Origin of the sequence: Psychrosphaera saromensis (assembly GCF_002954545.1) — a bacterium.
GTDB classification, from domain to species: Bacteria; Pseudomonadota; Gammaproteobacteria; order Enterobacterales; family Alteromonadaceae; genus Psychrosphaera; species Psychrosphaera saromensis.
The window spans coordinates 397,911-419,477 of sequence record NZ_MSCH01000003.1 but is presented as its reverse complement, the minus strand read 5'-3'; the positions used below and the strand labels follow the sequence as shown (position 1 = coordinate 419,477).

Here is a 21,567-nt window from a genome sequence, read left to right as displayed (position 1 = left end):
TGTACGTCTCGATTTCACCAGTACACAACTACGGAACACATTATGAAAACCAGCAAAGTTCGTTTTTTATTGAATAACGACGATGTGGTAATTGAAAACATCGATCCTAATTTGACGGTTTTACAATACCTACGTGAAATACAGTTTAAGTCGGGTACCAAAGAAGGTTGTGCTTCAGGTGATTGCGGCGCGTGTACTGTTGTATTGGCTGAGCTAGACGAGAACAAGCCAGACCAACTTAATTACAAATCTATTAACTCATGCATAACCTTTGTTGGTAGCTTGCATGGTAAACAATTGATCACAGTTGAAGACTTAAAAGACGGCGCTAAGTTGCATCACGCTCAGCAAACTATTGTTGATAATCACGGTTCACAATGTGGTTTTTGTACTCCTGGCTTTGTAATGTCGTCGTTTGCTCTACATAAACATAATCAGACACCAAGTCGCAGTGACGTATTGGAAGCATTGGCTGGTAACTTATGTCGTTGTACTGGGTATCGCTCAATTATAGAAGCGGCTATCACAGCAAATAAAAGCACAGAGCAAGATTCGTTTGCGCAACATTATCAGCAAACACTCTGTAAGCTTATCGAACTACAAAAATTACCTAAGCCCGCTTTATCAGGCAATAACCATGATTTTATTTCGCCAAAAAATATCGCTGAATTGGCTTATGAATTAACAAGTGAACCTAATTCAACGTTAGTCGCTGGTGGAACAGACTTAGCGCTTTCAGTAACACAAAACTTAGCCACCATAGATAAATTAGTTTATGTGGGTAATGTTAAAGAATTAACCAACATGACAGAAACTGAGGCTGAAATTATTATCGGCTCGGCTTTGCCTTACAGTAAATTCATCGACACCTTGCATCATTATTATCCTGAGCTAGGCGATATGATTGAACGTATTGGTTCTAAACAAGTACGTAATACTGGCACCTTAGGCGGCAATGTTGGCAACGCATCGCCTATTGGTGATATGCCTCCAGCGTTAATCGCGTTAGGTGCAAGCATGACACTTCATTTAAATGGTGAAGAACGCACTATCCTAGTCGAAGATTACTTTGTCGATTACAAAAAAACGGTGCTTAAGCCGTCAGAATTTATTAAGTCGATTCAAATTCCAAAACCTGTCACAGGGCAAACGTTAAAGTTGTATAAAATATCTAAGCGTATTGATGATGATATTTCGGCCGTATTAGCGGCATTTTTTATTGAGCAAGACGGTGGCGGTAAAATTACCAATGTTCGTCTAGCTTTTGGTGGCATGGCTGGCATTCCAAAACGAGCGTCGGCGACAGAGCAAGCATTACAAGGTAAAAGTTTAAACAAGGAGTCGGTAGCTGAAGCTAAATTGGCGCTGGCAACTGATTTTCAGCCAATGTCGGATGTAAGAGCATCAGATAAATATCGTATGACAGTCGCTCAAAACTTAATTGAAAAATGCTATTTAGAGCTACAAAACAAAACTATAGAAACTCGAGTAATGAATTATGCGTAGTCTGATCAAGGTAAGCTCATCTTCACCAAGCCAAACAGAATTAAAGCAAGGCCAAGCAAATGTTGGTTTGGGCGGTGTCGGACGTTCCAAAAAACATGAAAGTGCCGACAAGCAAGTCGCTGGTGAAGCAATATATGTGGACGACCGTCCATCATTACGTGGCGAATTGCATGCTGCGGTAGGTCAATCTACCCAAGCTCACGCCAATATTATTTCTATGGATTTATCTGCCGTTAAAGCTGCCGAAGGTGTGATAAAAGTTATCACTGTGGACGACGTACCTGGACATACCGATATTGGTCCTGTTTTCCCTGGCGATCCTGTATTAGCCATTGGCAAAGTTGAATACATTGGCCAACCTATTTTTGCTGTAGCCGCAACAAGTTACGACCTTGCACGTAAAGCTGTAACACTAGCAAAAATCGAATACCAAGAACTTGAATCTGTATTAACAGTGAAAGATGCATTAGCGAAACAAAACTTTGTTCGCCCACCTGCAACCATGAAACGCGGCGATTCAGACTCGGCTATTGCCAAAGCGCCACATCAGTTATCTGGTGAGATTATGGTTGGTGGTCAAGAGCACATGTATCTTGAGGGCCAAGTGTCTACAGCTGAGCCAACGGAAGATGGCGGCATGAATATTTTCACTTCGTCACAACATCCAAGCGAAGTACAAAAGCTTGTTGCTGAAGTGTTAGATATTCCATTAAACAAAGTGTTAGTTGATATGCGCCGCATGGGCGGAGGTTTTGGTGGTAAAGAAACTCAAGCTGCGCCTTGGGCATGTATCGCGGCATTATTAGCCAACGAAACCAAACGTCCAGTTAAATTCAAACTAGGACGAATGGACGACATGGTAATGACTGGCAAACGTCATCCTTTTGAAAACAACTACACCGTTGGGTTTGATGACAAAGGTCAAATCAAAGGCATTAATATTGAAGTAAATGGTAACTGTGGTTATTCACCAGATTTATCAGACGCTATCGTCGACCGAGCTATGTTCCATTCTGATAATGCTTACTTTTTAGATCAGGCTAAAGTAACGGGCAATCGTTGTAAGTTAAATACCGTTTCCCATACCGCTTACCGAGGTTTTGGTGGGCCACAAGGCATGATGACGATAGAGATGGTGATGGATGCCATTGCACGCCATTTAGGCAAAGACCCGCTCGATATCAGAAAAGTGAATTTATATGGTGAGCAAGGTCGTGATGAAACGCATTATCATCAAACCGTTGAGCATAATAACTTAGCTGAGATCATTAGTACGCTAGAGGAAAGTTCTGACTATCAAGCACGTCGTAAAGCGATCACAAAATTTAATCAAGAAAGCAGCATACTGAAAAAAGGCATAGCGTTAACTCCTGTTAAGTTTGGTATTTCATTTACCGCTCAGCATTTAAATCAGGCTGGTGCTTTGGTTCATGTTTATACCGACGGCACTATTCATTTAAGTCATGGCGGCACAGAAATGGGCCAAGGCTTAAATACCAAAGTCGCGCAAATAGTGGCGGAAGAATTTCAGGTAGATGTAGACACGGTAGCTAGTTCGTCGGCTCGTACCGACAAAGTCCCTAATTCATCACCAACTGCAGCATCTTCTGGCACCGACTTAAACGGTAAAGCGGCGGAAGCGGCAGCAAAAATTATCAAACAGCGTTTAATTGATTTTGCTTGTGAAACATATCAAGTAACGGCAGAGCAGGTTAGTTTTGCCAACAGCCAGGTGTTGGTTGGTGAGCACATGTTTAGTTTCGCTGAATTTGCCCAAATGGCTTATATGGCAAGAGTCTCGTTATCGTCTACTGGCTTTTATAAAACCCCTAAAATACATTTTGACCGTGCAACGGGTAAAGGACGTCCGTTTTTCTATTACGCAACGGGAGCGTCAGTATCTGAAGTTATAATTGACACATTAACGGGTGAATACAAAACCTTACGGACCGACATTTTACAAGATGTGGGTCACTCAATTAATCCGGCTATTGATATCGGACAAATTGAAGGTGCCTTTGTACAAGGCATGGGATGGTTAACCACCGAAGAACTTGTGTGGAATGAACAAGGTCGTTTACTTTCTAATAATCCGGCAACTTACAAAATACCTGCGATTAATGATGCGCCGGAAGATTTCCGTGTTGCTTTATTACCAGATGCGCCAAACCGTGAACACACTATTTATAATTCAAAAGCGGTCGGTGAACCTCCATTTATGTTGGGCATGTCAGTATGGTCTGCGTTAAAAGATGCGATTGCTAGTGTCGCGGACTATAAAGTAAGTCCTGCGCTTGATACGCCAGCAACACCAGAACGTGTGCTTTGGGCTGTTGAAGCGTTAAAAGCAGATGGTAAAGGCTGATGATTAGAGGGAATAATATAACTGACTTTGATGATGATTTTGATTCTGGCTCAAATTCGAATAACACCCATTTATTTACTGAAAGCTCAGGGCATAAATTAAAGTGGGATCAAGCTAGTTTTAATTTAAACCGCCAGGGTAAAGCGTTTGTATTAATTACTATTATTGGCGTGAGTGGTTCAACGCCAAGAGACAGTGGAACAAAAATGGTGGTTAGTCAAAACCAGAGCTTTGACACTATCGGTGGCGGTCATCTTGAATATAAAGCGATAAAAAAAGCACAACAGTTATTACAGCAAAATAAAGATTGTCAGCTAATTGAACACTTCCAACTGGGCAGTCAATTAGGGCAATGTTGTGGTGGCAATGCCAGTTTATTATTTGAATGTTTTGCCGCCAGTAAAATTCATATTGCGGTATTTGGTGCCGGTCATGTGGCGCAGGCGTTAATTCCTATGTTGGCAGGTTTGCCTTGTCATATTACTTGGGTCGATAACCGCGAATCTCAGTTTCCGGTTAATTGTGAACAATATGCCAACGTAACAAAATTACTTAGTGATGATCCCGCGAGCGAAGTGGCTTCTATGCCAAGTAATACGTTAAATGTAGTGATGACGCACAATCATCAACTGGACTTTGAAATTAGCTTAGCGATTTTAAAACGTGAAGATTTTCACTACTTAGGCTTAATTGCATCCGATACCAAGTGGCGTCGTTTCCAACAACGTTATAAACACAGAGACGTAAAACAATCTCTTGTTGAACGCATGAATTGTCCAATTGGGCTAGAGCAAGTCGTAGGCAAAATGCCAATGGAAGTTGCGATTAGCGTAGCAGGCGAAATTATAGAGTCTTATCAGTCGCTGCTATCGGTTTCTGATAATAAAACTAATAAAAAAAGCAAAGGCGTTGCTTGGCAAGAAATAAAGCAACTCCTATCAATGCAAGATGCGACTGGCGAACAACAATCAGTGGTAGAAAATACACAAAGCAAAGAGCTAGAAAACGGAGACGTAAAATGAAACATTTTGCCCTACAAAGTGAAAACGTCATTATTGACGGCGAAATGAAAGCCGCTTGTATTGAAGTAAAAGACCAATTGATTTTCAAAATTCATCCGTATGGACAAGCACCATCTTGTCCAGTTCAAGATTATAAAGACAAAGTGATCATGCCAGGATTGGTCGACTCACACGTGCATATTAATGAGCCTGGACGTACTGAATGGGAAGGATTTAATACTGCTACGCAAGCCGCTGCCGCTGGTGGCATTACTGCCTTGGTTGATATGCCATTAAATTGTATTCCAGTAACCACAACCAAAGCAGCATTCCAGGAAAAGCTCGACTCGGTTGACGACAAATTATGGGTTGATTGCGGTTTTTGGGGCGGAGTTATTCCACAAAATATCGATGATTTAGACGAGTTACTCAATGCCGGTGTATTAGGTGTTAAGTCGTTTTTAATCGACTCTGGAATTGCCGAGTTTCCAAATGTGGAAGCTAAAGATATTCGTGCCGCCATGCCGATATTAGCTAAACATGATGTGCCATATCTTATCCATGCTGAGTTAGATTGTGGCAATTTTGATCATGTAGAGATCACCAAAGAATATAATAGCTTTTTAGCGTCACGGCCAAAAAGTTGGGAGAACGAGGCGATTTCGTTAATGGTCGATATGGCCAGAGAGTCAAAACAAAAAGGCGATAACTGCAAAGTACATATCGTGCATTTATCGTCTGACGAAGCGCTCGATACCATCGAACAAGCTAAAAAAGAAGGATTACGTTTTAGTGCAGAAACCTGTCCGCATTATTTAACCATTGCCTCTGAAACTATTCCCGATGGCAAAACCTTATTTAAATGTTGTCCGCCAATTCGTGAAAATAAAAATCGCGAACATTTATGGCAAGCCATTACGGATGGTCGTTTAGACTTTATTGTTTCCGACCACTCCCCTTGCACGCCAGAATTAAAACATATTGATACCGGCGATATTGAAAAAGCTTGGGGCGGAATTTCGGCCTTACAATTTGGTATTTCATTAATTTGGACGGAAGCAAAAGAACGTGGTTTCAGCTTAGTGGATATTACGCGTTTAATGTCGACAGAAACCGCCAAGTTTGCAGGTTTAGATTCAGTTAAAGGGGCTATTAAAGTGGGCAATCATGCTGACTTTTTAGTGTTTGATCCGGATGCAGAATTCACCATTACTAACGAAATGATCAAACACCGCCATAACATAACTCCTTATGCTGGCCGTAAAGTCACTGGGCAAGTGCTGCATACTTATGTCCGTGGTCATCATGTTTATCAACAAGACGAATTTATTAATGAGCCAAAAGGGCGTCCTCTTCTAAAAGGCCGGTTAAAAGGATAGTTAAAAGACTAACCATAAGCCGTCAGAACATGACAAATACAGAATATTAATTAATAGATTTTTAGGTAGGAAAACCAAGCGATGATGTCAGATATAAACACTCAAGAACAAAATAAATTAAGCGGTGAGCCACTTGAATTAGAACGCAAATTTAAAACCCATTGCGTCGATTTAGCCAGCGCTCGAGTTGGTGGTGAAACCTTATCCTGCAGTGATGACTTTTTTGCTGGAATGGAAAACTTACTGAAAGAAGGTCGTGGTATTTTTATCGACGGTAAATTTACCGACCGTGGTAAATGGATGGACGGTTGGGAATCTCGTCGTAGTTATGGCCGTGATAATGGTCGTGAATTTGACTGGTGTATTGTCCGTCTTGGCATTAAAGGTGTGATTCGTGGTTTTGATATAGACACCAATTACTTCCGTGGTAACGCGCCTCAAACGGTTTCAGTAGAAGCTTGTGTGAGCGATGTTCAACCAAATAAAAGCACGGTTTGGCACACTATCTTAAAAGAAGTATCTGTGGATGCGCATAGCCAAAATATGTTTGAAATAACTGAAGATACATCTTGGACTCACGTACGTTTAAATATGTTCCCTGATGGCGGTATTGCTCGTTTTCGCGTTTACGGTGAAGCTGATGTGAACTGGAATGACTTTGTTGATGGCGAGTTAATCGACCTAGCGTATATCAAAAATGGCGCAAAAGCCTTGTTGGTTTCTGACATGTTTTTCAGCGATAAAAACAATCTGATCATGCCAGGTCGCGGTAAAGATATGGGCGACGGTTGGGAAACAAAGCGCCGTCGTGATCCAGGTCCTGATTGGTCAATCGTTAAACTTGCCAGCAAAGGCAGTATTGAAAAAGTGATTGTAGATACGTGCCATTTTAAAGGTAACTTCCCTGACACCTTTAAGTTAGAAGCTATGGTAAGCGACAGTGATGACTTTACTAATGGTGCTCAAGAAGACAAATGGCAGCCCGTTATTATCCAAACTAAATTGTATGCCCATCGTGAGCACTTATTTCTTAGCGAGATTATTCCCGACAATACACAAGCATTTACCCACGTAAGATTAAGTATTTACCCAGATGGTGGTATATCTCGACTTCGCGTTTTTGGTAAAACAGGCTTTTAATATATGAATTTAGAACAGCTAAATACGCTGAATACAGAGCAAGCAACGCACATGTTTATGCAATGTTGTACATCAAGTACCTGGGTTAACGTTATGGTGCAGGCGCGTCCATTTGCGTCTCAGCAAGTACTAGAGCAACAAGCTGACTTAGCATGGCAAGGACTTGCAGAAGCCGATTACCTGGAAGCCTTTGAAGGTCATCCTAAAATTGGTGATGTCTCTAGCCTACGAGCTAAGTACGCCAACACCAAAGAATTAGCTGGCAACGAACAAGGTTTAGTTAAAGAGGCAGATGAAGATGTACTGAATCTGCTTGCTCAAGGTAATACAGATTATGAAGCCAAATTCGGTTTTATTTTTATTGTGTGTGCCACAGGTAAAAGCGCACAACAAATGTCTGATTTACTGCAAGCGCGTTTACCAAATAACAGAGCACAAGAGTTAGTTAATGCCGCGGAAGAACAAAGAAAAATCTTTCAACTGCGCATCACAAAATCGCTATCTTAAACTCGAAACTCGAAACTCGAAACTCGAAACTCGAAACTGAAGCACTAAGAACAGGGAATAGATATGAGTCAAATTACTACCCACATATTAGATGTTACACGCGGTTTACCCGCTAAAAATGTACCTATCACTTTATTTGCCCAAAAGGGTAATGATTGGCAGGAAGTTAATGGCGGCGTCACCAATCAAGACGGGCGTTTACCTAATTTATTAGCCGACGGTGAGGTGTTACCTGCTGGTATTTACCGTATGCATTTTGCGACTGCGGTTTACTTTAACGCGAATAACGAAAAAGGATTTTATCCTTATGTTGATATCGTATTTGAAATTGACGCAGGCGGTTCGCATTACCACATTCCTTTGTTATTAACCGCGTATGGTTATTCAACATATCGTGGCAGCTAGTTCGGCTTATTGTAAATTAGCTGAAAAGCCATAACTGGAAAATATCATGTTAAAAAAATGTATGCCAAAGCCATTAACCAAAGATGCATTTAAAGTCTTTGGTGATGTAATTGAAGCGAATGAACAAGCTAATAACTTTGCCATTAATGATGGTTTTACCCAGCGTTATCACGACTTAGCTAAGGTAGATGTTAATGACAAAGACGGGCGAGTATTGGTTAATATTTTCCGTTCAACACCACTAGAGCAGCCCATCGCAATCAAGATGATGGAACGTCATCCTTTAGGTAGCCAAGCATTCATTCCTATGGGGAATAATCCATATTTGGTCGTGGTTGCGCCTGCTGGGGAATTTGATGTTAACAAAATTGAAGTGTTTTTAGCTGACTCTAACCAAGGTGTAAACTATCACAAAGGCACTTGGCATCATTTCTGTTTAGCACTAAACAGCGAAAGTGACTTCCTTGTGATAGACCGAGGTGGAGAAGGTGGTAACTGTGATGTATTGGAACTCGACGGCGCGTTAGTGATAGCCCAGAGTTAGCGTTATTCGAAGATAGTTTAAGAATAGTTAGCCAAGTAGTTAAACAGACAGCAGCTAAATAAAAAGTAGCTAAGAAAACAGCTAAGAAAAAATAAACAGAATATAAAAATAACGTTTTTGATGCATAAAATCAGCGTTATTAATTAAGGTAAAAAAAGATGTTAAAAGTATATCGTGGTGAGCTTCTTCATTTTTTGGCAGACCCTGCCAAAGTTGCATTGGAAGAAAGTTATCAATATTTTGAAGATGGCCTATTGATCATAAAAGACGGCTTAGTGGAACAGGTTGGCAGCGCAGCTGAGCTGTTACCCAATATTGATGACAGCATCCAAGTGACTCACTATGAAAATGGTTTGATCATGCCGGGTTTTATCGACACGCACGTGCATTATCCGCAAACCGAGATGATCGCCTCTTATGGTGAACAGTTACTTGAGTGGTTAGAAAATTATACCTTCCCATTTGAAAAACAATTTAGTGATTTTGATCATGCAAAAGCGGTTGCTGATTTCTTCTTAGAGCAGTTGTTAGATGCTGGAACCACAACGGCATTGGTATTTGGTACAGTTCATAAAGCCTCGGTCGATGCATTTTTTACCGCCGCCCAACAGAAAAAACTTAGAATGATTTGTGGCAAAGTCTTGATGGATCGTAATTGCCCTGAAGATTTATCAGACACGGCAGAATTAGGTTATCAAGAGTCAAAACAATTAATTGAAAAATGGCATAACGTCGACCGCTTACAGTACGCAATTACACCTAGATTTGCGCCAACATCGTCACCAGAACAATTAGATAAAGCGGGGCAATTACTAGCAGAAAACCCAAGTGTTTATTTGCATACGCACTTAAGTGAAAACCTCAATGAAATTGCCTGGGTAAAAGAGTTATTCCCAGAAAGTGATGGGTATTTAGATGTTTACGACAAGAGTAAATTGTTAGGCCGCCGAAGTGTGTTTGCCCACGGTGTGCATTTACACGACTCTGAATGTCAGCGTTTAGGTGAAACCGACTCCGCTATTGCTTTTTGCCCGAGTTCAAATCTGTTTTTAGGCAGTGGTTTGTTTAATCTTACCCAAGCTAAGCAGTTCGATATCAATGTTGGAATGGGCTCTGATATTGGAGCTGGTACTACATTTTCTATGTTAAGTACGATGAGTGATGGTTATAAAACTCAACAGTTACGTGGTGATAAGTTAAGTCCTTTTCAGTCGTTCTATTTAGCCACGCTTGGCGGTGCTATCGCGTTGGACCTGGAAGGCACAATTGGTAATTTCACTAAAGGTGCAGAAGCTGACTTTGTGGTTCTTGATTATCATGCAACTGCGTTAATGGACAGACGAATGCAGCATTGTACTCAACTATCTGAAAAGCTATTTATTCTGAGTATGTTAGGTGACGAACGTCATGTAAAAGCCACCCATGTAATGGGTGAAAAAGTTTAAATTTAACAAGTGCTATTAAAATACGCATTAAAAGAATTATTAAAACATAACAAGAATCGAGAAAAATTATGGATCCGTATATTACAGATTGGCTAAATTTAGTCATTCGCTTTGCACATGTAGTGGTAGGAATTGCTTGGATTGGCGCATCATTTTATTTTGTGTGGCTAGATAATCACTTAGAAACGCCACCACAAGAAAAAGTCGACAAAGGTATTTCTGGTGATTTATGGGCTATCCATGGCGGTGGTTTTTATGAGGTAGCCAAATACAAACTTGCGCCACCAAAAATGCCAACTATGTTGCATTGGTTTAAGTGGGAAGCGTACACCACATGGATCACTGGCTTCTTTTTATTATCGCTAATGTTTTATGTAGGGGCTGAAACTTACCTTATTGACTCTAGTGTTGCCGAGCTTACTCAGCTGCAAGCTATTTTATATGGCTTAGGTTCAATTGTTGTTGGTGTTGGAACGTATGAAGTTTTAGTGAGAACTAAACTTAAAGATCATAGTTTAATTTTAGCCGTTATTTTACTGGCATTAGGCACTTGGTTATCTTACAGCTTGATGCAAGTATTTAGTGCTCGTGGTGCTTATATGCACATGGGCGCAGTTATCGGAACTATCATGGCGGGTAATGTGTTCTTTGGCATTATGCCCGCACAGCGTGCTTTGGTGAAAGCGGTAGAAGATGGTTCAAAACCAGACTCTAAATATGGTTTGAACGCCAAATTACGCTCAACTCATAATACTTATATTACCTTGCCCGTGATCTTTATTATGATCTCTAACCACTATCCAATGACATTTAATCACAATGCCGGTTGGGTTGTATTGATGGCGCTTATATTAACCACGGCAGCGGTTAGACAATATTTTGTACTTCGTCATTTCGGTAAAAATAAGCCAGGTATTATTGTTGGAGCCGTGGCCGCAACCATTGCGCTAGCTTATGTCATTGCGCCAGCTAAAGTAGAAATTAGTGCTGAGCAGCTAGAACAAGAAGTTAGTATGGAGCAAGTACAAGCAATTATAGAAAGGCGTTGTAGTGCCTGTCATTCAGAACAAAATACCGACGACATTTTCACGGTAGCTCAAGGTGGTGTGGTATTTAATGGTGAAGCTTCAATTAAACAATGGGCGCCACGCATACAAGCACGAGTTGTCGACGCTAAAGACATGCCATTTATGAATAAGACTAAAATGACGGATCAAGAGCGCGGTCAATTAGCGACTTGGTTACAACAAATTAGTAAATAATCGGGACTAAAATATAGCTCTGATTAATGCGATGAAGGATAGGTTTATGAACACGCGAGTAATAAAACACGGTTATCAAGTTGCTGAGTCGTTATACAACTTGGTAGAAAATGAAGTGCTGCCAGATTCAGGTATCAAGGCTGATCATTTTTGGCAATCTATGGCGAATATCTTTGATGAATTCATGCCTAAAAATAAAGCCTTACTTGAAAAACGAGAAGAGTTTCAAGCACAAATAGATGCGTGGCATTTAGCAAATTCTGCCCCTCAACACGTTAACCCGACAGATAAAGCATCACAGCTTGAGCACAGTAAAGTGCTTGATCACCAGAGAAAGTACCAGACGTTTTTAACTGATATTGGTTACATAGTGGCAGAACAAGAAGACTTTTCTATCACCACAACACAAGTGGATGAAGAAGTCGCTGTGGTTGCAGGACCACAATTAGTCGTGCCACTAATGAATGCACGTTTTGCATTAAATGCAGCCAACGCACGTTGGGGCAGTTTGTACGATGCACTTTATGGCACAGACGTTATCAGTGACGATGACAACGCAGCCGCTGGCAAAGGTTACAACCCAATCCGTGGCGCCAAAGTAACCGCTTATGCTCGTAAATTTTTAGACAGTGTTATTCCGTTAACTTCTGGTAGCCATAGTGATGTAACTGGTTATCAAGTGTTAGCGTCTCAATTAGTTATAACACTCAAGTCAGGACAGCAAGTGAGTTTAAAGCAGCCTGAAAAGTTTGTTGCGTATAACGGTGATGGACAAAAACCAAGTGCAATTTTGTGCAAAAATAACGGCCTTCATATAGAGATTAAAATTGATCCAAGTTCGCCTGTGGCCAAAGCTGATGCGGCCTCGGTAGCCGACATTATTTTAGAGTCAGCGTTAACGGCGATTCAAGACTGTGAAGACTCAATTGCGGCGGTTGATGCCGAAGATAAAACCAGTGTTTACCGTAATTGGTTAGGTTTAATGAAAGGTGACTTAACCGAACAGTTAGAGAAAAATGGCGTCACAATTACTAGAAAACTTAATCCCGACAGAACCTACAGCACAGTAGATAATCAAACCTTAACCTTGCCAGGACGTAGTTTGTTATTTATTCGCAATGTCGGTCACTTAATGACAAATGATGCGGTGCTAACCGCTGACAATCAGCAAGTCCCTGAAGGTATTTTAGATGGATTGATCACTACACTAATTTCCCTGCATGATTTAAAACGTAATTCTCAATTTGTAAACTCACGCCAAGGCAGTATTTACATTGTAAAACCTAAAATGCATGGCCCTGCTGAAGTGGCATTTAGTAATGCGTTATTTACTCGTATTGAGTCATGTTTAGGTTTAGCAACCAATACCATTAAATTGGGAATTATGGATGAAGAGCGCCGCACATCGGTTAACTTAAAAGAATGTATCCGAGCGACTAAAGACCGTATTGCCTTTATTAACACCGGATTTTTGGACCGTACTGGTGATGAAATCCATACCAGTATGCAAGCAGGCCCAATGGCACGTAAAGAGTTAATGAAGAACGAACCGTGGATTGACGCGTATGAGAAACGTAATGTGCGTATCGGCTTACAAGCGGGCTTAAAAGGCAAAGCGCAAATAGGCAAAGGCATGTGGGCAACACCCGATGAAATGGCCGCTATGGTTGAGACTAAAATTGCTCATCCAAAATCAGGCGCTAACTGTGCTTGGGTGCCATCGCCAACCGCTGCTACCTTACATGTTCTGCATTATCATCAGGTTAATGTCAGTGATATTCAAGATGAAATGCTTAAGCAGTTTGCAACGAAGCAAGTGGATGATGGTTTAACCGATTTGTTAACTATTCCACTATTAAAAAATAAACAACAGTTAACGGCCGCTGACATACAGCATGAGTTAGATAATAATGTTCAAGGTTTATTAGGTTACGTGGTACGTTGGATTGACCAAGGTACGGGCTGCTCAAAAGTACCAGACATTGATAACGTTGGTCGTATGGAAGATAGAGCAACGTTACGTATTTCTAGTCAGCACATTTGTAATTGGTTGTTACACGACATGTTAAGCCAAGAGCAAGTGATGGGATCTTTGTATCGAATGGCCGCGGTGGTTGACTCTCAAAACCAAGCAGACCCAACGTATAGACCTATGTCAGCTGACTTTGATACTAATATTGCGTTTCAGGCTGCAGTCGATTTAATTTTAAAAGGTAAAGAACAACCAAGTGGTTACACAGAGCCGTTATTACATCAGCGTCGTGTTGAATTGAAGGCTGAGCTTATATAGGTTGTAAAAAATTGGTTTTTTACTTTCTAATTGTTAACATTATCAGCGGCCTATATTAATATCGTTAAATCTGCCGCTGACGTTTAGATTAAATCCTAACGTTAATTGTTTTATAGGAGTTATTGTGACAAAAGTGAAGGAGCAAGAAGGCCGTATCAGGCAAAAGAATAAAGCCATTATCTTCGATGCTGCAAAAAAAGAATTTGTAACTCATGGTTTTAAAGGTGCATCAATTAAGCGCATAGCTGAACGAGCCGACATCGCCAGAGCCAATATCCATTACTACTTTAAAGACAAAACTGACTTATATCAGCAATTGCTTAGCAGCATTATTGCTGCGTGGAATACCGACTACGACACCCTAAATGTGGACAACGAACCAAAACAAGCATTGAGTGATTATATTCGAGCAAAAGTAATGCACGCGAAAGATGATCCGGATGCTTCGAGAATATTCGCCAGTGAAATTATTCATGGTGCGCCAGTGCTAAATGACTACCTTAATAGCGACTTTAAAACATGGCTTGCAAGCAAAGTTGCGGTTATTGAGTCTTGGGTTGAGCAAGGTTTAATCGACAAGGTTAATCCGCATCATTTATTGTTTTTAATATGGAGTTCTACTCAACACTACGCAGATTTTAATGTGCAGGTTGTGGCAGCTTTAGATAAAGATAATATGCAAGATCAAGATTTTGAAGAGGTGGTTGCTTCATTAACGCAGATCATTCTTAAAGGCTGTGGTATCAAATAAGCTCAGCTGTTTAACCTTTAAAAAGCGACAAAAATTGCTGTAATGGAGCCTTATCTAAAGACGTATCCACTACAGCAATCTTATTTATAAACAGCCCCTAATTATCAATCCTGATTTTTTTCAGACTTCTTATTTTTAAACCATGTATAGCCTTTGTAAACTACCACAGCAAATAAAGCCCAAAACACAGCGTGATAAATAGCATGAGAATTCTCAGTTAAACTATGATCTGGATGTGCGGCTACTTGAGCACTGAATATAAAAAGTAAGCTAATAAGTATTGTTAAAAATTTCATGTTAATTCCTTAATTCAATTGGTATAAATTTGGTTTATGAGTAAATCAATGCTGAAAATTAAATTTTCAACATACCTTCTTGTTCAATAAATTCTATTATTTCCGCCAAACCTTGTTGGGTTTTCATATTAGAGAATATGAATTTTCCGTCGCCACGCATTTTCTTAGTATCTCTGTCCATTACTTCCAATGACGCGCCAACTAAATCAGCTACATCAATTTTATTAATAATTAACAAGTCAGACTTAGTAATACCAGGACCACCTTTACGTGGGATTTTATCGCCCGCTGAAACATCAATAACGTATATGGTTAAATCAGATAATTCCGGGCTAAACGTCGCACTTAAATTATCACCACCACTTTCAACTAAAACAAAATCTAAATCTGGGTGTAACTCTTGTAACTCATCAATAGCAGCTAAGTTCATTGATGCATCTTCACGGATTGCAGTATGCGGACAACCACCTGTTTCAACACCCATAATTCTGTCTGCTGACAGCGCATCATTTTTAGTTAAAAACTCAGCATCTTCGCGGGTATAAATATCGTTAGTAACCACAGCCATGCTGTACTTATCACGCAATGCTATACATAATTGACGTAATAATGCAGTTTTCCCTGATCCTACTGGACCACCAACGCCGATGCGTAAAACTTGTTTTTTCATTTATTTGTTCTCTTTTTATCTTTTCTTTTGTCAGAAATTTATTTGTTATTCATGAACGAAATAGTCGTGAATATTGGGTTTCATGCCAGGCACTTGCCATTGCTAAATGCGGTAAGCTAGTGCCAACATCATCATCTGCAATGCAGTTCGACTTTTCGATAATCAATTGTGTATTTTCTGTTAATTCAAACAGTAAGTTTTGTGCTTGAGTTTGACCAAGCGGAATTAACTTAGTCGCCGCCGCCACTTGGTTGTCGATATAGGTCCAGCAATAACCACTTTGTGCCGACAGAAGGTCAAGCTCAAACAAGTAAGCGCAGATGGCAAAAGCACTAACAAAGCTAATTTCTGTTGACGCTAAAATTGGTTCATAAGCTTGGCTGTCTATGCTATTTAATTGCCTTAACAAACGCACTAATGCTTTACCCATAGCTAAGTCTGCCAGTAATAACTCATGACTTTCACGACAAGCTATCAAGTGTTGATTCCAAGTATTAAACGCATCAAAGTTATTGTTGCTTAACGCTTGATATAAGCGTTGTAAAATTGCTAAGTCAGTTTGTGCTATTGACTCTTCCAAGTTGATATTTATCCAGCTTGCGGCTGTTTCTGGTGACGTTAGCCAACCCATTTCAACGGCATATTCCAAACCTTGGGAAAATGAAAATCCGCCAACGGGTAAATTTGCACTACACAGCTGCAAAAGCCGATTAAGTTTTATCGGATCTGCCTGTGGTTTACTCGCAAGTTGAGTATTTGAGCTAGTGGGCATGTGAATGTCCGTGCTCATGTTTCTCATCATGCTCATGCGAGTGGCTATGGGAATGCCCACCTTTACCATAAGCGCCGTTTTCAGGTTCAAAAATAGCGGGAGTATGATTGATAGTTAAGCCATACTTTTCAGCTAATTCTTCTAATACATGATCTGGCTTAAAACGCACCCACAGCTCACCAATCTGCAATGACGTGTGGCGATTGCCTAAGTGATAACACACTTTACAAAATGCCAACCAGTCAGTTGCAACCGCAGTAGATACTGGCTCTTCAAGTCCTTTTACTTCAATAAATAAACCGCATTCAGTTTTTAATATTTCACCGACCAATAATGGGTGGCCGCGCTCCATAAAAATGCCAATGTCTAATCCGCCGTCAGTTTTACCTTTAATGCGCGCTTTTTTACGGGTGTCTTGATCGAGTGTGATTGAGTCTGTAATTTCACTGTGAATATGATCAAAACGTTCATATGCTTTTAACATGTAAGTCCTTAAATAAGTCTATTTAAAATAGGCAGTAAAGTTGAGAAAGAGGAAGTGACGTCGCAGGTTCACAAGTGAGTAATTCGCCATTGGCTCTTACTTCATAAGTTTGTGCGTCAACTTCAATTTTTGGCTGCCAACTATTGTGGATCATATCGTCTTTGCCGATATTACGAGTGTTTTTACACACTCCAATCATTCGAGTCATGCCTATTTTCTCAGGCACGTTAGCGTCAATTGACGCTTGCGACATAAAGGTCATCGACGTTTTAGCCGACGCACTACCAAAAGCACCAAACATTGGGCGATAATACACAGGCTGTGGCGTTGGAATAGATGCGTTTGCATCCCCCATTGGCGCCGCTGCGATAAAACCAGACTTGATGATCATCGACGGTTTTATACCAAAAAATGCGGGTTTCCATAATACTAAATCCGCTAATTTGCCAACTTCAATCGACCCAACTTCATGGCTAATTCCGTGACTGATGGCCGGATTAATTGTGTATTTGGCGATATAACGCTTAGCGCGGAAGTTATCGTTACGTTCTGTATCAGGTGCTAAAGGGCCGCGTTGTTGTTTCATTTTGTGAGCAGTTTGCCAAGTGCGGGTGATCATTTCACCAACACGTCCCATGGCTTGTGAATCAGAAGAGATCATACTGATTGCGCCTAGGTCATGCATAATATCTTCGGCGGCAATACTCTCTTTACGAATACGAGAATCAGCAAAGGCAATGTCTTCTGGAATAGATGGATTGAGGTGATGACATACCATCAACATATCTAAATGTTCATCTATCGTATTAATCGTATAAGGACGCGTAGGATTAGTTGATGAAGGTAATACGTTAGGCTCACCACAAGCGCGAATAATATCTGGTGAATGACCACCGCCAGCACCTTCGGTGTGATAAGTGTGAATAGTGCGCCCTTTAAATGCACCTAATGTATCTTCTAAAAAGCCAGATTCATTTAGCGTATCTGTATGAATCGCAACTTGAACATCATATCGTTCAGCAACGGATAAGCAGTTATCAATAGCCGCTGGCGTTGTGCCCCAGTCTTCATGCAATTTTAAACCACAAACACCTGCTTCAATTTGCTCTTCTAAAGCTTGTGGCAAACTCACATTGCCTTTGCCTAAAAAGCCAAAGTTCATTGCAAAGTCATTGGTCGCTTGCAACATTTTATGAATATTCCACGGACCTGGCGTACAAGTCGTTGCCTTGGTGCCTGTTGCTGGACCTGTACCACCGCCAATCATAGTGGTGACCCCTGACATTTGGGCTTCTTCAATTTGTTGTGGGCAAATAAAATGGATATGCGCATCAATTCCACCGGCCGTTAATATTTGGCCTTCACCCGCAATAACTTCAGTACCTGCACCAATTTCAATATCAATATTATCTTGAATATCAGGGTTGCCAGCTTTACCAATAATCGCGATGCGGCCATCTTTAATGCCGACGTCAGCTTTTACTATGCCCCAGTGATCAAGAATAAGTGCATTGGTAATGACCAAATCTACGGTTTCAAAACAGGACGCCTGGCTTTGTCCCATACCATCTCGAATAACTTTCCCGCCACCAAAAGTGACTTCTTCGCCGTATTCAGTAAAATCTTTTTCTACTTCAATCCATAAGTCGGTGTCGGCTAAACGCACACGATCACCAACTGTTGGACCAAACATATGTGCATAAGAATGTTTATCAATCGTTGCCATGACTACTTATCTCCCTCTTTTTTACCATCAACATCACCTTGAATATCACCACGAAAGCCGAATACTCGACGCTTACCGCGATAAGGGATGAGAGTAACTTCTCTTTCTTGACCCGGCTCAAAACGAACCGCCGTACTTGAGGTAATATCTAAACGATAACCTTTGGTGATTGCACGCTCAAAAATCAACGCGCGATTCACTTCGTAAAAATGATAATGCGAGCCAACTTGAATAGGTCGGTCACCTGAGTTAGCAACGGTTACGGTTATCTGCTCGCGGCCTACGTTAAGCTCACGATTGCCACTGTCAGTTTTTATTTCACCAGGGATCATAGTTTTCTCACTTGTGATTTGCTCATTAGTAAAACCCTAGATTAAATAATCGGGTTGTGAACGGTGACTAGCTTAGTACCGTCCGGAAACGTCGCCTCAACTTGCACTTCAGGAATTAGCTCAGACACGCCGTCCATCACTTGCTCACGCGTTAATAAGGTACGACCGTAATCCATCATCTCAGCAACGGTTTTACCATCACGTGCGCCTTCAATGATCTCCATTGAGATATAAGCCATCGCTTCAGGGTAATTTAATTTCACCCCTCGTTTTAAACGACGTTCAGCTAACAAGGCTGCGGTAAAGATAAGTAATTTGTCTTTTTCTCTTGGTAATAAATCCATAATATTCTCGACTGTGTTGTGTTCTTTTCTAAATAGAAGCATCTAAAACGGATGCTCAAATTAATTTTTATGAGTACTGTTTACGTATGCCAAACGCGCGGTACATTGGCTGCTTTATTTAAATATAGTGGCCGTATTGTTTGCCATAAAATGATAAACAAGGCTTTGCACTCTTCTGCACTATCACCTAAATAACGTATTATCAGTAACTGACGTATTTGGCTAACGCTGACTTTGTGCTGTGCGTCTGCGGCAATCATGCAATCGCGTAATTGCTCAATTAACATTTTGTTGTCGGCGTCAGTGATTTGTCCTTTCGCGGCATAAGCCATAAAAGTCGCAAATACGCTGTGGTTGTTTAAACCGGCAATATGCTGATGTATCTGATTGTCTGGTTTAATCGAAATTCTGTCGTGATAAATTAACCTGTCTTCACAATAAACTCGGTTTAATTGAGTGTAACTGCCATGTTTAAAAAGTTGGCCAGAACTCGGTAAACCTAAACAGGTAATATCCCAACCTAAATAACTGCTATCGCTGTCTACATAGACATCAACGGTATTAAAACCATCGGCACCTTCATAAACAATGGTTTCAAGTGGAAAGTTTTCACATTTAGCGGCTTGTTTAACTGAAATACCACAATGCTGAACTTGTTTTGAGTCACCAATGGTTAAGTCTTCACGGGCGCGATAAAAGCGATTTGCTCCCGGGGTAGTCACTAAACAATGCGCTTGTTCATTTACCTGTATATCAATGTGCAGTTCATCACCAGATACAATACCTGCTGGTGGATGCAATAAATAAATATGGGCACAGTCGCGCCCTTCTGGATAAAACGCTTTTTGCACACTCAAGGGCCCATTGCGCTTGGTACGGGTAAGTTGGCTGCCGTTGGGCGTTAAACTAAATTCTAAAGACAAGCTTGCAAGCCATGCATTTTTTAATGGGGTAGTAGTTTGGGTCGTTGGAGTACTCGTAATTGTTAACTCCTTGCTCACTGCATTAGTTGTCATTGTTATTAATTTTCCACCTTCAATTCTGCATTCTCTGTCTCTATAACCGTATCAGGGTTCGGCAAGATAATATTCAATATTAAAGCGATAATTGAACCTGTGGTAATGCCAGAGGCTAAAATAATCTTTAAAGACTCAGGTAATTGGCTTAGCAATTCAGGACGAAACGTAACGGCCATGCCAGAGGCGATACTAACGGCGATGATCATTCCATTTCTTTTTGTATGCTGTGTAGTGGATAAAATATTCACTCCAGCTGTGATGATCATGGCAAACATAACTAAGCCTGCACCGCCTAATACTGGCAGGGGAATAGAAACCACCATAGCACCTAAAATTGGAAATAATCCAGCAAGGACTAACATAGCGCCGGTAATAGCAACAACATATCGACTTGCTACTCCGGTCATACCAACAATCCCAACGTTCTGTGAAAATGAAGAAAAGGGTGTAGTAGAAAATACCGAGGCCAAGGCTGAACCTAAACCATCACATAAAATACCACTGGATAATTTTTTACCGGTTAATTTTGTTTTGGTGACATTGGATAACGCCAGAAAGTCACCTGTAGATTCAACGATAGTTACTAAGTAGGCGATAGACATACCTATGATCCCACTAATTGGAAAACTTAAACCAAAGTGAAAAGGGCTAGGTAAAGAAATTAGCGGCGAATCTTGCACAGGTTTAAAGTCAATTAATCCTAAGCCTAAACAAATGAGGTAACCCACTAACATACCAATAACAACTGACGCTGCGGATAATAATCCTTTAGCAAAAATAGATAAGCCCACCACAGTCACTAATACCAGTAAACCTATTGCTAGATTAGACAGGGATGCATAACCCTCTTGGCCTACTTGACCGCCAGCCAACCAATCAACTGCAACGGGAATTAATGACAGGCCAATTAAGGTAACCACAGTGCCGGTAACAACAGGAGGAAAAAACTTTCTGATAATTGGCATAAAGAAACTGCCAATTATCATAACAAGAGAAGCGACCAAGGCGGAGCCTAAAATACCAGCAACGCCATATTCAAAACCAATTGCAATAGAGACACCAACAAAGGTGAAGCTGGTGCCCATCACACAAGGCAGTCTAATTCCGACAGGACCAACCCCTCGGCATTGAATAATAGTAACCACACCGGATATCAACATTGCCGCATTTACTAAAACAATAGTATCTTCTACCGGTAGTTTTAAAACGCCACCAATGACTAATGGTACTGTGATTATTGCACTTAAGGCCGCCAATAAATGCTGCGCTGCTAGCAAAATCGATGTACCTACAGGTGGCTTATCCTCAACCTTATATAATATTTCCATA

The 21,567-nt window shown here is 40.8% G+C and carries 21 protein-coding genes; 12 read left to right on the top strand and 9 right to left on the bottom strand.

From position 1 onward, the window contains the following. The first annotated feature begins 42 nt into the window (after window positions 1–42). From xdhA to BTO11_RS01820, 12 genes are all read left to right on the top strand, one after another. Entirely contained in the window at window positions 43–1,506 is a 1,464-nt protein-coding gene (gene xdhA, locus BTO11_RS01875) for a xanthine dehydrogenase small subunit (protein WP_105050984.1), read from the top strand. Next, window positions 1,499–3,871 (top strand): xanthine dehydrogenase molybdopterin binding subunit, encoded by a 2,373-nt coding sequence (gene xdhB / locus BTO11_RS01870; RefSeq protein WP_105050983.1) that lies wholly within the window; start codon window positions 1,499–1,501, stop codon window positions 3,869–3,871. Before xdhA ends, xdhB begins: the two co-directional genes overlap by 8 nt. Next, on the top strand, window positions 3,871–4,893 hold the full coding sequence (gene xdhC, locus BTO11_RS01865) for a xanthine dehydrogenase accessory protein XdhC (RefSeq protein ID WP_105050982.1): 1,023 nt from the start codon (window positions 3,871–3,873) through the stop codon (window positions 4,891–4,893). Before xdhB ends, xdhC begins: the two co-directional genes overlap by 1 nt. After that, window positions 4,890–6,251 (top strand): allantoinase AllB, encoded by a 1,362-nt coding sequence (allB, locus tag BTO11_RS01860; RefSeq protein WP_105050981.1) that lies wholly within the window; start codon window positions 4,890–4,892, stop codon window positions 6,249–6,251. The genes xdhC and allB overlap by 4 nt, the downstream gene beginning before the upstream one ends. An 81-nt stretch (window positions 6,252–6,332) precedes the next feature. Next, window positions 6,333–7,391 (top strand): allantoicase, encoded by a 1,059-nt coding sequence (alc, locus tag BTO11_RS01855; protein WP_229793359.1) that lies wholly within the window; start codon window positions 6,333–6,335, stop codon window positions 7,389–7,391. Between the two features lie 3 nt (window positions 7,392–7,394). Further along, the gene (gene uraD, locus BTO11_RS01850; RefSeq protein WP_105050980.1) at window positions 7,395–7,898 is read left to right on the top strand and encodes a 2-oxo-4-hydroxy-4-carboxy-5-ureidoimidazoline decarboxylase; all 504 of its coding nucleotides are present in this window, start codon (window positions 7,395–7,397) and stop codon (window positions 7,896–7,898) included. Window positions 7,899–7,961: 63 nt separating this feature from the next. Continuing rightward, the gene (uraH, locus tag BTO11_RS01845) at window positions 7,962–8,303 is read left to right on the top strand and encodes a hydroxyisourate hydrolase (RefSeq protein ID WP_105050979.1); all 342 of its coding nucleotides are present in this window, start codon (window positions 7,962–7,964) and stop codon (window positions 8,301–8,303) included. 46 nt (window positions 8,304–8,349) lie between these two features. Then, window positions 8,350–8,847, top strand: coding sequence for an ureidoglycolate lyase (locus BTO11_RS01840; protein WP_105050978.1), 498 nt, complete (start codon window positions 8,350–8,352; stop codon window positions 8,845–8,847). Window positions 8,848–9,005: 158 nt separating this feature from the next. Next, window positions 9,006–10,292 (top strand): guanine deaminase, encoded by a 1,287-nt coding sequence (guaD, locus tag BTO11_RS01835; RefSeq protein WP_105050977.1) that lies wholly within the window; start codon window positions 9,006–9,008, stop codon window positions 10,290–10,292. A 68-nt stretch (window positions 10,293–10,360) separates the two neighbouring features. Next, window positions 10,361–11,554: a urate hydroxylase PuuD gene (locus BTO11_RS01830; RefSeq protein WP_105050976.1), complete on the top strand. Its 1,194-nt coding sequence runs from the start codon at window positions 10,361–10,363 to the stop codon at window positions 11,552–11,554. 46 nt (window positions 11,555–11,600) lie between these two features. Beyond that, window positions 11,601–13,844, top strand: coding sequence for a malate synthase G (locus BTO11_RS01825; RefSeq protein WP_105050975.1), 2,244 nt, complete (start codon window positions 11,601–11,603; stop codon window positions 13,842–13,844). Window positions 13,845–13,968: 124 nt separating this feature from the next. Next, entirely contained in the window at window positions 13,969–14,595 is a 627-nt protein-coding gene (locus tag BTO11_RS01820) for a TetR/AcrR family transcriptional regulator (RefSeq protein WP_105050974.1), read from the top strand. Between the two features lie 104 nt (window positions 14,596–14,699). Here the strand turns inward: BTO11_RS01820 and BTO11_RS01815 are convergent, their stop codons facing one another. The 9 genes from BTO11_RS01815 to BTO11_RS01775 form a co-directional block, all read right to left on the bottom strand. Beyond that, window positions 14,700–14,891 (bottom strand): hypothetical protein, encoded by a 192-nt coding sequence (locus BTO11_RS01815; protein ID WP_105050973.1) that lies wholly within the window; start codon window positions 14,889–14,891, stop codon window positions 14,700–14,702. Between the two features lie 58 nt (window positions 14,892–14,949). Continuing rightward, window positions 14,950–15,561 (bottom strand): urease accessory protein UreG, encoded by a 612-nt coding sequence (gene ureG, locus BTO11_RS01810; protein ID WP_105050972.1) that lies wholly within the window; start codon window positions 15,559–15,561, stop codon window positions 14,950–14,952. A 49-nt stretch (window positions 15,562–15,610) separates the two neighbouring features. Then, on the bottom strand, window positions 15,611–16,333 hold the full coding sequence (locus tag BTO11_RS01805) for an urease accessory protein UreF (protein WP_229793358.1): 723 nt from the start codon (window positions 16,331–16,333) through the stop codon (window positions 15,611–15,613). Continuing rightward, entirely contained in the window at window positions 16,323–16,817 is a 495-nt protein-coding gene (ureE, locus tag BTO11_RS01800; protein WP_105050970.1) for an urease accessory protein UreE, read from the bottom strand. Before ureE ends, BTO11_RS01805 begins: the two co-directional genes overlap by 11 nt. 22 nt (window positions 16,818–16,839) lie before the next feature. Then, window positions 16,840–18,543, bottom strand: a complete 1,704-nt coding sequence (ureC, locus tag BTO11_RS01795; RefSeq protein WP_105050969.1) for an urease subunit alpha — start codon at window positions 18,541–18,543, stop codon at window positions 16,840–16,842. A gap of 2 nt (window positions 18,544–18,545) precedes the next feature. Next, window positions 18,546–18,875, bottom strand: coding sequence for an urease subunit beta (locus BTO11_RS01790; RefSeq protein ID WP_105050968.1), 330 nt, complete (start codon window positions 18,873–18,875; stop codon window positions 18,546–18,548). Window positions 18,876–18,916: 41 nt separating this feature from the next. Then, window positions 18,917–19,219, bottom strand: coding sequence for an urease subunit gamma (locus BTO11_RS01785; protein WP_105050967.1), 303 nt, complete (start codon window positions 19,217–19,219; stop codon window positions 18,917–18,919). Window positions 19,220–19,299: 80 nt separating this feature from the next. Then, entirely contained in the window at window positions 19,300–20,235 is a 936-nt protein-coding gene (locus BTO11_RS01780; protein ID WP_105050966.1) for an urease accessory protein UreD, read from the bottom strand. A gap of 5 nt (window positions 20,236–20,240) precedes the next feature. Further along, the gene (locus BTO11_RS01775) at window positions 20,241–21,566 is read right to left on the bottom strand and encodes a nucleobase:cation symporter-2 family protein (protein ID WP_105050965.1); all 1,326 of its coding nucleotides are present in this window, start codon (window positions 21,564–21,566) and stop codon (window positions 20,241–20,243) included. Window position 21,567 lies beyond the last annotated feature (1 nt).